Origin of the sequence: Brevibacillus sp. HB2.2 (assembly GCF_013284275.1) — a bacterium.
In the GTDB taxonomy this organism is placed as follows: domain Bacteria; phylum Bacillota; class Bacilli; order Brevibacillales; family Brevibacillaceae; genus Brevibacillus; species Brevibacillus brevis_D.
This window is the reverse complement of the sequence record NZ_JABSUV010000008.1, coordinates 60562-73808: the sequence shown is the minus strand read 5'-3', so window position 1 is coordinate 73808 and position 13247 is coordinate 60562. Positions and strand designations below refer to the sequence as shown.

Sequence of the window (13247 nt, the reverse complement as noted above, 5' to 3'; positions counted from 1 at the left end):
AAAATTGAATACGTATCGAATGGTGCTGGATGGCATATGCCGTCAGCTTAAAAGGGAAGTCCGGTGAAAAACCGGCGCGGTCCCGCCACTGTAACGAGGAGCGCCTAGCGAATAGCCACTGTTTTTTGCGAGACAAAAAATGGGAAGGTAGCTGGGTGTGTTGATCCGTAAGCCAGGAGACCTGCCATGCGATCATTTACAATCGACCCACGAGGATGGGGCAGATGTGGAAACAGTCTATGAAAGGGCGCCTTTGCGCCTGTTATGGCTATATCTACGTTTGTCATGCACCTCCCGATTGAAATGGGGGTGCTTTTTTTGTGGAAGCAATTGGTTTACTACAACATTTATAAAAGAAAAAGGGGATTACAGATGTTTCATACAATCAGAACACATACAGTAATGAAAGGACTAGCTTTCGGTATCATGACAGCTGCCATGCTTTTGGTTTCGGCATGTGGCTCCACTACGGTAACACAAGCCCCAGCCAAAACAGAACAAACCGCTGCTCCAGCAGCAGAGAGCAAGCCTGTAACACTCACCAATAATGGCATCGAAATGACCTATCCAAAAGCACCTGAGCGTGCCGTGACATTGAACCAACACGTAACCGAAATCATGCTGGCATTGGGCCTGGCTGATAAAATGGTCGGAACCGCTTACCTAGACGATAAAATCCTTCCAGAGTTAAAACTAGAATACGACAAGGTTCCGGTACTGTCTGACAAGTATCCAACCAAAGAAGTGCTGCTGGCAGCGAACCCAGACTTCGTGTACGCCGGATGGAAAAGCGGATTCGGCGAAAAGGGCGTAGGATCGATGCAGGATTTGGAAAAGGTCGGCATCAAATCGTACCTGCAAGAATCGTCTAGCAAGCCTGGTCCAACGATCGACGATGTGTTCGCGGATATTACGAACATCGGACGCATTTTCCGTGTGGAGGACAAAGCCAATGATTTGATCCATAAAATGAAGAGTGAAATGGATCAAACGATTAGCAAAATCGGCAAGGTGGACGAGCCACTTAAAGTGTTCGTGTACGACAACGGGGAAGATAAGCCATTCACAGCAGCCAACAATTACATGACGTCCTTAATCAAGACGGCTGGCGGCAAGAACATTTTTGACGATATTCAAAAGGGGTGGGCAGAGGTCAGTTGGGAACAAGTAGTGAGTCGCAATCCGGACGTGATTATTGTCGTAGACTACGGGGACAGAACTGTTGAGCAAAAACGCAATTTCCTTTTGACCAAAAAAGAACTGGCAGATATTCCAGCGATTAAAAATCAACGACTGGTTGTATTGCCATTGTCTGCGGCTTCTGAAGGCGTTCGAGCACCGATTGCTCTGAAAATTTTGGCGGAAGGACTCTACCCGGATAAATTCAAATAGAGTACGCCCCTTTTAAGGGAGGGAATAGCACTGCAACAGATCAAGTTACCTTCTATCATCATTACGTTATTGGTTGGACTCTTCCTCTCGATTACGTTCGCAGTTACGCTGGGATCGGTGGAGATTAAACCGACTACGGTATGGAAAATCGCCTTATCAAAAATTCCGATGTTGACCCAATGGATTGAGGTGGACTGGTCCAAAGGGGAGCAAACAATTATTTGGGATATTCGCTTTCCGCGTGTACTCTTGGGGGCGATCGTCGGCGCAGGTCTGTCTGTCGTGGGAGTAGCGATCCAATCGTTAGTTCGCAACTCCCTGGCGGACCCGTATGTGTTAGGCGTATCTTCAGGTGCTTCCGTTGGAGCTACTTCGGTAATTATTTTCGGAGCATTCAGCATGTACGGGCAGTATGCGTTAACCTTTGGCGCTTTTACAGGCTCCCTCGTGTCTATTATTCTCATTTTTACGCTATCCCGTATTGGAGGACAAAACTCGACGGTACGCCTGCTCATGGCTGGAATTGCGATATCTGCGATCTTGTCGGCCATTACCAGTCTCCTTGTGTTTTCAGCGCCGAATGAGCATGGAATTGGGACGGTGCTGTTTTGGTTAAGTGGCAGTCTGGCTGGCGGCAAATGGGAGTACCTGACGATCCCTACATTGATTGTCGTCATCTGTCTCATCGTCTTAATGGCCCAATACCGCTCGCTCAATGCGATGCTGATGGGCGAGGAGTCAGCGGGGACACTGGGGGTTAATACGGTACAATTCCGCAAGCTTCTCCTGGTGATCACGGCACTACTCACGGGGGTGATCGTGTCCATCGCGGGATCAATTGGTTTTGTCGGATTAATGATGCCCCATATTGTCCGTGTGATGGTCGGATCAGATCACAGACGTGTCCTGCCTGTCAGCGCTTTGTTTGGCGCGATATTTCTCATCTGGGTTGATGTAGTCGCCAGGCTCGCATTTGCACCGGAAGAGCTGCCGATCGGTATTTTGACAGCGCTGTGTGGTGGACCATTCTTTATCTGGTTGATGTTGCGGAGTTCTTATTCCTTTGGAGGTAGCGGACGATGAATTTGCAGGTTGAGAATATATCGGTCGAACTGGAGAAAAAGGGAATCTTGCGCAACGTCAGTCTGGAGGTGCGCTCCGGAGAGTTTGTGGGACTGATCGGGCCGAATGGCAGTGGGAAGTCCACATTGCTAAAAAGCATTTATCGGGTACTGAAGCCGCGTTCGGGATGGATCTCACTGGATGGCGACAACGTATACAAGTTAACCTCGCGTCAAAACGCTCAGCGAATGGCGGCAGTACGGCAGGAGTCCTCTGTTGAATTTGATTTTTCGGTAACCGAAATCGTGAATATGGGGCGTGCTCCGCATAAACGACTATTTCAGTCTGATAACGCAGAAGACCATCAAATTTGTGAAGAAGCACTACAGCGTGTAGGGATGCATACATATGCCGATCGCAGCTTTTTCAGTTTATCGGGTGGGGAGAAGCAGCGGGTGTTAATTGCCAGAGCTTTGGTGCAGCAAGCCCAGTTCCTTGTCCTTGACGAACCGACGAATCATTTGGATGTTCGATACCAGTTGCAGGTGATGGATCTGGTCAAAAATCTCGGGATTACGGTGTTGTCCTCGTTGCATGATCTCAATATTGCAGCCATGTACTGTGATCGTCTGTACGTGATCTGTGACGGGGAAATCGTTACATCAGGGACGCCAGAGGAGGTCTTGACACCCACTCTGATCCGGGATGTTTTCGGAGTAGAGACAGAAGTGACGACCCATCCTATTACTGGGAAAAAGCATGTATATTTCTACTCGGAAGCGATCCGTGTGAAACCATCTATCCAGAAGGTAACAAGTGGAGCCAACTGTCGGGGGACAAGTTGAGTTTCTTTGATTTTCATAAGAGGGGATGCCTAGTCGGCGTCCTTTTTTGTTAAGTCGACGGCAGTAAAAGCGGAAAGAACCTCGCTCCAACTGTCGGGGCCTTACCTGTTAGATGCAAAGGTTCTCTTATTGATCAAAGGAGCCGTGCAATACGTCGCGAATTTGTTGGTAAGAAAAATCCATAGAACAAGATGGGAGATGACCCGTATGACGGAAGTAACGAGAGAACAGGCGCGCAAATTTCATGACGGTGTTCACGTTCTGGATGGGCATTTTGATTTGCTGATGGATGTGGAGATTCAGCGTGGATACGGTCGAACCAAAATGATCGAGACGGAGTATTTGCCACGGTTTCAGCAGGGGGGCGTGCATTCCCTCGTGGCAGCCGTGTTCGTCGAGGATGCATTTGTACCGGAGATGAGTCTGCGCAAGGCGCTCAACCAGATCAGCGCTATGCATGCAGAGGCGGCAGAGTCACCCGAGCACATCGTCCTCGCCAAAAATCTGGATGATTTACAACGGGCAAGAGCGGAGCAAAAAGTATCGTTCATTCTGTCGTTGGAAGGGGCAGAGCCGCTGCATAACGATTTGAGTCTCTTGCGTGTCTTTTATGAGCTCGGAGTACGGATGATGGGGCTGGTTTGGAGTCGACGCAATTTCGTTGGGGACGGTAGCTTTTTTGCACCGGTGCGCGAAGGAAAAAAAGGAGGCATTACCGACTTCGGTGTGCGTCTTATCGAAGAAGCGGAAAAGCTGGGCATCGTCATCGATGTGAGCCATTTGAATGACGAAGGATTCTGGGACGTGATGGAAATCGCTGAAAAGCCAGTGATTGCTTCTCATTCCAATAGCCGAACAGTCGTACCGACGATGCGTAATTTGACAGATGAGCAGATCAAAGCGATTGCGGAAAAGGACGGACTTGTCGGGTTGAATGCGTTTAGCATGTTCACAGCGGCTAACAACACTGACGCAACTATTGAGAGACTGATAGATCATGTTGACTATATGAAAAAGCTTGTTGGAGCAAGGTACATTGGTATAGGCCTAGACCTGTGCGATGATTTGACGAAATATTTGCCCTTGGACAAGATTGCCAAAACCGAAGAAATGCCATTTGACGTAGTAAAAGGTCATGCGTCTCTTCCTGAAATTACGCGTGAACTGATGAAGCGTAGGTACACGGATACAGAAATCGAAGGAATCTTGGGTGGCAATTTCCTCAGAGTGTATCAGCAAGTGTGGAAGTAGATCAGATAACAGGAGGAATGCCGGATGGCACAGACTGGTTTTACATTAGTTTCTTTTGGTTATTATCAATCTGGTATCAAGGTAGCTGATATACGTTTTGAGGATGGGGAAGTTTGGCATCGAAGTTCAGGTTGGGATGAGGGTGGTGCGGCTGAAGGTCTATTTGCACAACTGATTGAAGGGGAAGCAGCCTACGAGTTGCCTCTCCTCATCCTGGCACAAAAGCTGCTGGAATGGGAGAGAATCGACTGGGAGAGCGAACAAGTCGTATTTTTGGAAAACGGAGGGCACTACCGACGCCATCTATCCATCGAAGGAACGGGTCCCGCAGGGCAAAAGCAAGCGTGGATCTGGGCGGCGCGCGAAGCAGCGCAGCCAATTGACCTGATCATTTGTGAAAACGAAGTCATCGCATTTGTGCTGACAGGTCGCGGTGATAGTGTCGTATTGGCGAAAACAGGGTGGGAGAATTTGACGCCACTTACCATGTGGCAGGACCCTCTGCTGTCTGAAGTTAACTACGGTGTACATCATTTGGGTAGGCATGATGTAGAGATGAGGGATGGCATTCGTTTGGCGACCGAGGTTTGGTTGCCTGCGGGCTTGGCGGAAGGACAGCGAGTTCCAACGATCTTCATGCGCACTCCCTATGGACGGATGGATGGCGTTTTTCGCCGTTTACCCTTTGTAGCACGCGGATATGCGCTGGTTGTTCAGGATACACGCGGACGAGAGGATTCCGAGGGAGAGTGGGTTCCACTCGTTCACGAGCGCAATGATGGAGACGACAGCCTCAACTGGATCGCGAGTCAGGGGTGGTCGGATGGCAGCATCGGGATGCTCGGAGGATCGTATGTGGGGTATGTGCAATGGGCTGCGGCTGCAAGCGGAAATCCACATTTGAAGGCGATTTTCAGCTACGTGACAGTAGGAACACCTTATGTGGACATCCCGCGCAAAGGGGGAACGATTCTTGGTGGTCTGTCATGGATTTTCATGATGGCAGAGAAACGGCGAAATGTTGCAGCTCTTTCCCGGGATGACTGGAGGGAGGTCATCAAGGTGCGTCCGATCAAGGAAATCCCGCAAAAAGTGCTAGGGAAAGAAATCCCGTTTTGGACAAAATGGATGGAGCATCCGGACGGAGACGATTTCTGGGCCATGTCAGACTGGAAACGGCATGCGGATCAGGTGAAGGTGCCTGCTTTCCTCGTATCAGGTTGGTATGACGACAACGGGATGGGGACGAGCGAATCGTGGGAGGTTGTCTCACGAAATGTACCAGAGCACGCCAGACTCATCTTGGGGCCGTGGTATCACAAGGCGAATACGACGCGAGAAATCCATCATGTGCCCTTCGGAAACAACGCTATCCGTTACGATCTGGATGTGACACAGCTCCGCTGGTTTGACCGCTATTTAAAGAGAGTGGAAAATGGCGTCGATCAAGAGCCGCGTGTCGAGTACTACATGGTGGGAGAAAACGAATGGAAGACCTCGCAGACTTGGCCGCCAGCGGAGATGACACTGACGAATCTGTATCTGAGTAGTGGGGGAAACGCCAATACGAGCGCCGGAGATGGAACACTGACCCTGTCCATCCCAGATGAACAGGCGGTCGATACGTACAGCTATGATCCGCTAGATGCAGCACCGTATCTGCTGGATTTGTCCGAGAATGAAAACAGCGTACCGGAAAACTATCGTGATGTGGAAAAACGCTCAGATGTCCTTGTCTACACATCGGAGCCATTGGAAGAGGAGGTCGTCATCGCGGGAGAAATCTCGGCTGTTATCTATGCATCTAGCTCAGCGCGGGATACAGATTGGCTGGTGCGGCTGTGTGATGTAGATGAGGAAGGCAATTCGATTCGTTTATCGGACGGGATTATATGCGCGCGCTACCGTTACTCGTTTACGGAGCCCGAGCTACTTGTTCCAAGACAAATCGAATGCTATGAGATTCGCATGACCAAGATCGCCAACGTCTTCCAGAGGGGTCACCGTATTCGCGTCTCGGTTACTTCTGGTGCTGAGAACTTCTCGTTCCCGAATCCGAATACAGGCAACGATCTGGCAACGGAAACTGAGACGATCATCGCCTCGCAACGTGTCTATCATGACAGCAAGTATCCGAGTCATATCAAGCTCCCTCTCTTACGGTCTGGGGGAAGTAAGGAATCTTCAGGAGGTAATTAAAGCATTATGGCTATTTACAGTTGTAGAAAATGCAAGTTCCGTTACGACGAGTGGCTAGGTGATACGAAAAATGGCGTCCCGCCTGGAGTGCCTTTTCCTCATTTAGCAGGTTCTGTGTGTACGGAATGTGAGATGAATGAGGAAGGACGGCACTTGCCGCTTCCTGAAACGAAGTACACGAACGTAGAAGCTACGTATTACGATCAGTTTGCCGGAAAGGCTAGCATCGCTTTTTATCGAAACTGGTTGCTGCGAGAAGCGGAGCAATCACCGGTTTCTGTGCTGGAGATGGGTGTTGGAACAGGGAGAATTGCCATTGAGCTGGCACGGAATGGCTTGCCCGTCTGCGGGGTCGATTGGAGCCCGGATATGCTTGCGATGGCCACCAAAAAGAAACGGCGCATATTAAAAGGGAAAGAAGAACTGCTGGAGCTGGTAGAACAGAATATGTGGGAGCTGGAGCTAGGTCAGCAATTTACGCATGTGCTTCTTCCAGAAGGGATATTTCAGCAGGCCACCTGTAGAGACAAGCAACGTCAATTGCTTTCGATCATCCACGATTACATAACGGAGGACGGAACAGTGGCAATTGACTTACTGTTGCCGCCAGTAAAAAATCAATGGGCAACGATGCAACGCAAATTCGTTTTCCCGGATCGCATGGTGTATCAAAAGGTGGAGGGGGAAACCTCACTCTTGGATCAAAAGTTCCGCTACACGCTTACTTATGAGACTTTTCTTGATCAGATCGAGCAGCCGAGGTATCGCGTAGAACGCGAGATGGCATTGCTTTTGCCTACAGAGCTTGAGCTGTTATTGGAAGGATCAGGCTTTCGCGTCATCTATAGCAGAGAGAATGTATTCCACAAGCAAGACTTCGATCCGAGTCAAGCGGACGAGGGCTACGATATGGATCGTTGGCAGCATGGTGGGTATCCGTTCGCTGAGCCTGTCGGAACACCGGGTGGAGCTACTCGCTGGACAATTTTGGCGAAAAAAATTTCTTCCTCGACTTTGTAACAAAACGTCTGCTGCTGCATCTAACCAGTGAATGCGAGTGAAGGAGGTCACGCCCTTGGAAAAATTGCAGCCAACGACAGATGCTGCTTTTGAACAAATCATGAGGGAATATGGGACCCGCGTGCTTCGACTCGTCACTTTTCTGGTCAAAGATCGCAGCTTGGCAGAGGATATTACCCAAGATGTCTTCGTTAAGGTGTATCGGCATCTTCCACGCTTTCGGCAGGAGAGCAGTGTGCACACGTGGTTATATCGAATCGCGGTTAATGAGTGCAAAGGTTATTTGCGTTCTTGGTCGTTCCGCCATATTCTTCCCCGCTCGTGGATGAGACAGGATGGGGAGCTTTCTACAGAAAGTCTTGTGCTCGATCAAGCCGAGAAGGACCAGCTCGTTGCGGAAGTGTTGCAGCTTTCTCCGCTCTATCGTCAAGTGATTGCCCTTCATTACTATGCGGATTTATCCATCGGAGAGGTGGCTGAGGTGCTAGGAGTAACGGAGGGAACAGTCAGAACTCGGTTGCATAGGGCAAGACAGCAACTACGGCAGAGTATGGGAGAGGGGAGGGACTGGGAATGGACGAAAACCGATGGCTCGCGGATTTAAAGGAACGGGCAGATCAGACCATTTTGCGTGATGTACAGTTCACTGCATCGATGGAAGAGCGAGTGCGGCAGCGGGTGAGGTCTGGGACTGGGTGGATGACTAGCTGGAGGAAGTTAGCCTTGCCGGGCGTTGTGCTGACGATGGGCTTGCTCTTGTGGTTTGGGCTCCCCATTCAGGAGGAGAGACAATCTGCACAGCATGTGATAATACCTCCACAACAAGAGACACAAATACCTTCCTTGTTGCCAGGGGGCCAAATCGTCGAAGCCGACTTGTGGAAGCTGTCACCTTTTTTGTCTTCCACTTACGACAATCAGTCCTTTTCTTATTTGGGAGAAAAGCCTGTCCGCATCATGACAGATCAGGACGGTTTCTACGAAGGACAGACGCAGCGGGTGATATGGCTGTTGAATGGGGATTACGCCCCAAAAATAGAGATCACTGCTTACAACACCGATGGGACCCGTCTGTCATTGGGCAGCTACGAGGCTATGGACCCCTTATACGATGCAGATGGTCATTTTCCATCAGGGATTGTGTTGCCTGAACCGGGGAAATGGAAGCTGGAAGCAAGATCAGGAGGCAAACATCTCGGACAAGTTTTTGTCGAGGTGAAAAAAGGGATAGCACCTGCGAACCGTCAATTGGTTGGGCCTATCATTCAGCAGTATTTAGAGACGGAAAGCGTCAAGCTGGGGTGGCTGGGAAAATATCGAGAGATAAACGTTGAGTTGCTTGGAGTGGAAGCGCCAGACGCTGCGAAGCGAACCGTATACGCTTGGGTGAAAATAACGGGTAGCCATACTTCCGCGCTCAGTGCACCGATGATCTTTCAAATTGTCTACAATGGAAATGCTTATCGGGTTACTGACTTCCAAATGCCCGAGGACGGCAGCAACTACCAGAGCAGCCTAGAAAAACTGTTTCCACCAAAAGTGCTGGAACAAGTTCAAAATCGATCAAAAACAAAGTGAGAATGACAAAACGGACCTTTGCCTAAAAGAAGGTCCGTTTTTCGCTTTTCATGTCTATCCGTATATTTGAGCGCCTATCGCCCAGTACGTTCCATTACGGCGAGGTAGGCTATTCGCATTCGCAACCATCACTGGGGGATGGGAAACCTGTGTGAAGCCGTTTTGCTCCAAATAAGTGTGAAACGCTACTTGTTCTTCCGGTACGTCTATTCGCACACGTCCGGTATGATGCTGTGTCAGCTTGTACAAGAGGTTTTCAGCCATACCAGCATTCTCTGCGACGATCGGCCCCACGATAAGATTGACCGGGCCTTGTACGGCGAAGCCATATCCGATGACCTTGCCGGAGGGATTTTTGGCTACCAGACAGGTACTTGCTTGTCTCATGCGTATATCGAGAAAATGAGTGCGACTGCTACCCAGTGCTGTTTTGTCTAATTCAAGCACGCTCGAGAAATCGTCCAACTCCATTGGTGCAATTTCAAATTCGTCATTCGCTTCGTTTTGCGGAGGTGCTTCAGGCACAAAGCGTTCAGCTATAAACTTTCGAATACGATCCACCGTCTGGAACCCGAGATTTTTGTACAATGGCTCTCCTTCTGGAGTCGCAATGAGCATGATCGATGTATCCGTAGAAACAGATGCCATGCACGCCTTCATAAGCTGGCGACCATACCCTTTGCCTTGCGACGAGGGATGGACAATCACCATACCGATGCTCGCAAGCTTGTCATCGTACGGAATGATAGCCGCGCATGAAAGTAGGGTGCCATTCGCGTCTTTGTGACCGAATGCGGTTCCGATAGACAGAATTGTGCGAATTTCCGATTCGTCGTAATCCCAGCCTACGGAATCAGATAAGGCAATGAGACCGGGAATATCCGCTATGGTTAAGGAATGCAAGCAAGAGTCAACGCTGTTCACTTTGATCATTCTCCGTTTCCTTCTTTGTGTTCACGGCGATATCGTTCAATACTTCCGCCACTTTTGTACGTGTAGCAGCCAAGCGGTTCGCAGCTCCATGCTCATGTAGTGGATCGCTCCACGTGAACCCGTCATGATGAAACCGTGGGATGACATGCATATGAAAATGAGTCAGATCGTTAAAAGCACCGCCGTTTTGACAAATGGTAATGCCATCGGGCTTGTACAACTTGTTAAGGGCGTGGGACAGAGAGGTGGCTGCCTCGCATACCTTTTGCATCGTACATTCATCCAAGTCTGTCCAATCTACGAAATGCTGCTTCGGAAGAATGAGTACATGACCTTCCGAAAAAGGATCGATATCCAATAGGCATGCCACCCATTCGTTTTCAAAGACGATATGTGATTCTACGATTCTATGGGCCAACCGACAGCCCAAACAGTCGGCTTGCTGTGCATTCATTCCTAGCCACCTCCATGCTATTTACCACTTTAGCACAGGAAAAGTTTGGATACGAGAAAAAGGAGGCAAATGCCTGATTCTCTTTGGTTGCTCTTTATATCATCGGTTTGTTATAATTACTGTTAGTGTATTTTTTGCGAGGCGCAATCTGAACGTTTGAATGGATTCGCGTGGGAGGGAACGAACAACACATGGATCGTCGTGAAAGACAAAAAAGGATACGAAATTTTTCCATCATCGCCCACATTGACCATGGAAAGTCGACGCTGGCAGACCGCATTTTGGAGCTGACCGGTGCTTTGACTGCACGTGAGATGGAAGCCCAGTTTCTTGACACGATGGAGCTGGAAAAAGAGCGCGGGATTACGATTAAGCTCAATGCCGTGCGTTTGAACTATAAAGCAGATGACGGTGAGGAGTACATTCTCCACCTGATTGACACCCCTGGACACGTCGACTTTACGTATGAAGTATCCCGCAGTTTGGCTGCCTGTGAAGGAGCTATTCTCGTCGTGGATGCGGCACAAGGGATCGAAGCCCAGACATTGGCTAACGTGTATTTAGCGTTGGACAGCAACCTGGAGATCATCCCGGTCATCAACAAGATCGACCTGCCGAGCGCAGAGCCTGAGCGCGTGAAGCAAGAGGTTGAAGACGTGATCGGTCTGGATGCCAGCGATGCGGTTCTGACTTCTGCCAAAGCAGGTATCGGGATTAAAGAAGTACTGGAAGCTGTTGTGCAAAAAGTACCTGCTCCAGAGGGAGACCCGGATGCACCTCTCCAGGCTTTGATTTTCGACTCCTATTTTGATGCGTATCGTGGCGTTATTGCCTCCATCCGTGTCATTAACGGAACCTTGAAAAAGGGTATGAAAATCAAAATGATGGCGACAGGCAAGTCGTTCGAAGTAACCGAAATCGGTACATCGACACCACGCCAAACACAAGTAGAAGAATTAACGGTTGGAGATGTAGGCTACGTAGCTGCTTCCATTAAAACTGTGGGAGACACCAGTGTGGGGGATACCATTACAGATGCGAATCGCCCTGCAGCTGAACCGCTGCCTGGTTACCGCAAGATCAACCCGATGGTTTTCTGTGGTTTGTACCCAATCGAAACGAACGAGTACAACGATCTGCGCGATGCATTGGAAAAGCTCCAGCTAAACGATGCGTCCCTGCAGTTTGAGCCGGAAACTTCCCAAGCACTTGGCTTTGGTTTCCGTTGTGGTTTCTTGGGACTTCTGCACATGGAGATCATCCAGGAGCGGATCGAACGGGAATTCAACATTAACTTGATTACGACCGCGCCGAGCGTTATTTATCGCATTACCAAAACGAACGGCGAAGTATTCGAAATCGACAACCCGTCCAAAATGCCGGAAGCACAAAAGATCGAAATGGTCGAGGAGCCTTACGTTACGGCTACAGTCATGGTACCGAAAGAATACGTCGGTGATGTTATGCAGTTGTGCCAAGGTAAACGCGGTGAGTTTCTTGACATGCAGTACCTGGGTGAGAACCGCGTGCAGCTGAAGTACGACATGCCATTGTCCGAGATCGTCTATGATTTCTTTGACATGCTGAAGTCCGGAACAAAAGGATATGCATCCTTTGACTACGAGCTGGGTGGCTACAAAGCTTCTAAGTTGGTGAAAATGGATATTCTCCTCAACAGCGAAGTGGTGGATGCTCTGTCGTTTATCGTACACAAAGATACGGCCTATGCTCGTGGTAAAGTCATTTGCGAAAAGCTGAAGGAATTGATTCCACGTCAGCAATTCGAGGTGCCGATTCAAGCAACCATCGGACACAAGGTTGTCGCTCGTGAAACGATCAGTGCGTTGCGTAAAAACGTTCTTGCTAAATGTTACGGCGGGGACATCTCGCGTAAGCGTAAACTGCTCGAAAAGCAAAAAGAAGGAAAGAAGCGCATGAAGTCTGTCGGTTCCGTAGAGGTACCACAAGAAGCATTTATGGCTGTATTGCGCATGGATGATAAGAAGTAGCAGTCTCCCCCCACCAAAAAGCCACCAATGGGCGAAATGGTGGGGGATTTATTTTTTTTCATACATAAGTTACTCGAAGGTTAACGGTATGAAATAGGATGTAGAATGCGACGACATAGGCAGAATTTTTAAATCTGCTTCTGTCGTCTTTCTTTTTGGCACATTCCGTTCTGATGACATGAAAACTCGACCCTGTGGAGGATCGAGTGGTCACCAAGGATGTGGTGGTTGGGGATGATTGGTTACAGGTGGTATCGCTGGTGGATGTGGATTGGTTGGGGGGAGTGATACAGGAGTTGGTGGATGAGGATCGAGGCTGTGTGGTGGCCAAGGAGTTGGTGGATGAGGGACTTCATTCGATGGCGGGAATTCTGGATTCGGTAAGTTACAATCTGGTGGACAGTTAGAATTAAGTTGGGAATCATTATTGGTTGGTGACAATCAGAACTACCTCCTTTACTTGTTTGTAGTATCAAGTATTTGAAAGGACATTATGCAAATGGA

12 protein-coding genes and 1 riboswitch are annotated in these 13247 nt (G+C 49.2%); of the genes, 10 read left to right on the top strand and 2 right to left on the bottom strand.

What is annotated here, in order from left to right; translation table 11 throughout:
* Positions 1–3 precede the first annotated feature (3 nt).
* Positions 4–203: riboswitch (cobalamin riboswitch) on the top strand.
* A gap of 169 nt (positions 204–372) precedes the next feature.
* The 8 genes from HP401_RS07650 (at position 373) to HP401_RS07615 (ending at position 9347) form a co-directional block, all read left to right on the top strand.
* Positions 373–1392, top strand: a complete 1020-nt coding sequence (locus HP401_RS07650; RefSeq protein WP_173604622.1) for an ABC transporter substrate-binding protein — start codon at positions 373–375, stop codon at positions 1390–1392.
* 24 nt (positions 1393–1416) lie between these two features.
* Positions 1417–2475: a FecCD family ABC transporter permease gene (locus HP401_RS07645; RefSeq protein WP_231850610.1), complete on the top strand. Its 1059-nt coding sequence runs from the start codon at positions 1417–1419 to the stop codon at positions 2473–2475.
* Positions 2472–3299 carry a heme ABC transporter ATP-binding protein gene (locus HP401_RS07640; RefSeq protein ID WP_173604621.1) on the top strand — a complete coding sequence of 276 codons (828 nt, stop codon included), beginning with the start codon at positions 2472–2474 and terminating at the stop codon, positions 3297–3299. The genes HP401_RS07645 and HP401_RS07640 overlap by 4 nt, the downstream gene beginning before the upstream one ends.
* Before the next feature lie 207 nt (positions 3300–3506).
* Positions 3507–4550 carry a dipeptidase gene (locus tag HP401_RS07635; protein WP_173604620.1) on the top strand — a complete coding sequence of 348 codons (1044 nt, stop codon included), beginning with the start codon at positions 3507–3509 and terminating at the stop codon, positions 4548–4550.
* Positions 4551–4574: 24 nt separating this feature from the next.
* Complete coding sequence (locus HP401_RS07630) at positions 4575–6749, top strand: CocE/NonD family hydrolase (RefSeq protein WP_173604619.1); 2175 nt, start codon at positions 4575–4577, stop codon at positions 6747–6749.
* 6 nt (positions 6750–6755) lie between these two features.
* Positions 6756–7769, top strand: coding sequence for a methyltransferase domain-containing protein (locus HP401_RS07625; RefSeq protein WP_173604618.1), 1014 nt, complete (start codon positions 6756–6758; stop codon positions 7767–7769).
* 55 nt (positions 7770–7824) lie between these two features.
* On the top strand, positions 7825–8373 hold the full coding sequence (locus HP401_RS07620) for a sigma-70 family RNA polymerase sigma factor (RefSeq protein WP_041749358.1): 549 nt from the start codon (positions 7825–7827) through the stop codon (positions 8371–8373).
* On the top strand, positions 8343–9347 hold the full coding sequence (locus HP401_RS07615; RefSeq protein ID WP_173604617.1) for a hypothetical protein: 1005 nt from the start codon (positions 8343–8345) through the stop codon (positions 9345–9347). Before HP401_RS07620 ends, HP401_RS07615 begins: the two co-directional genes overlap by 31 nt.
* Positions 9348–9401: 54 nt before the next feature.
* On the opposite strand, the gene HP401_RS07610 is transcribed toward HP401_RS07615, so the two are convergent.
* Both HP401_RS07610 and HP401_RS07605 read right to left on the bottom strand, forming a co-directional pair.
* Complete coding sequence (locus HP401_RS07610; protein WP_173604616.1) at positions 9402–10280, bottom strand: GNAT family N-acetyltransferase; 879 nt, start codon at positions 10278–10280, stop codon at positions 9402–9404.
* Entirely contained in the window at positions 10258–10734 is a 477-nt protein-coding gene (locus tag HP401_RS07605; RefSeq protein ID WP_173604615.1) for an HIT family protein, read from the bottom strand. Before HP401_RS07605 ends, HP401_RS07610 begins: the two co-directional genes overlap by 23 nt.
* Before the next feature lie 191 nt (positions 10735–10925).
* On the opposite strand from HP401_RS07605, the gene lepA reads away from it, so the two are divergent.
* Entirely contained in the window at positions 10926–12743 is a 1818-nt protein-coding gene (lepA, locus tag HP401_RS07600) for a translation elongation factor 4 (RefSeq protein WP_012685734.1), read from the top strand.
* A 194-nt stretch (positions 12744–12937) separates the two neighbouring features.
* Positions 12938–13150, top strand: a complete 213-nt coding sequence (locus HP401_RS07595) for a hypothetical protein (RefSeq protein ID WP_217365995.1) — start codon at positions 12938–12940, stop codon at positions 13148–13150.
* The last annotated feature ends 97 nt before the right edge of the window (positions 13151–13247 follow it).

Excerpts from the sequence above, each read along its gene's own strand:
- HP401_RS07635 (WP_173604620.1), top strand. The coding sequence starts at position 3,507 with ATGACGGAAGTAACGAGAGAACAGGCGCGCAAATTTCATGACGGTGTT.
- HP401_RS07610 (WP_173604616.1), bottom strand. The coding sequence starts at position 10,280 with ATGATCAAAGTGAACAGCGTTGACTCTTGCTTGCATTCCTTAACCATA.
- HP401_RS07615 (WP_173604617.1), top strand. The coding sequence starts at position 8,343 with ATGGACGAAAACCGATGGCTCGCGGATTTAAAGGAACGGGCAGATCAG.
- HP401_RS07605 (WP_173604615.1), bottom strand. The coding sequence starts at position 10,734 with ATGAATGCACAGCAAGCCGACTGTTTGGGCTGTCGGTTGGCCCATAGA.
- HP401_RS07650 (WP_173604622.1), top strand. The coding sequence starts at position 373 with ATGTTTCATACAATCAGAACACATACAGTAATGAAAGGACTAGCTTTC.
- lepA (WP_012685734.1), top strand. The coding sequence starts at position 10,926 with ATGGATCGTCGTGAAAGACAAAAAAGGATACGAAATTTTTCCATCATC.
- HP401_RS07625 (WP_173604618.1), top strand. The coding sequence starts at position 6,756 with ATGGCTATTTACAGTTGTAGAAAATGCAAGTTCCGTTACGACGAGTGG.
- HP401_RS07640 (WP_173604621.1), top strand. The coding sequence starts at position 2,472 with ATGAATTTGCAGGTTGAGAATATATCGGTCGAACTGGAGAAAAAGGGA.
- HP401_RS07630 (WP_173604619.1), top strand. The coding sequence starts at position 4,575 with ATGGCACAGACTGGTTTTACATTAGTTTCTTTTGGTTATTATCAATCT.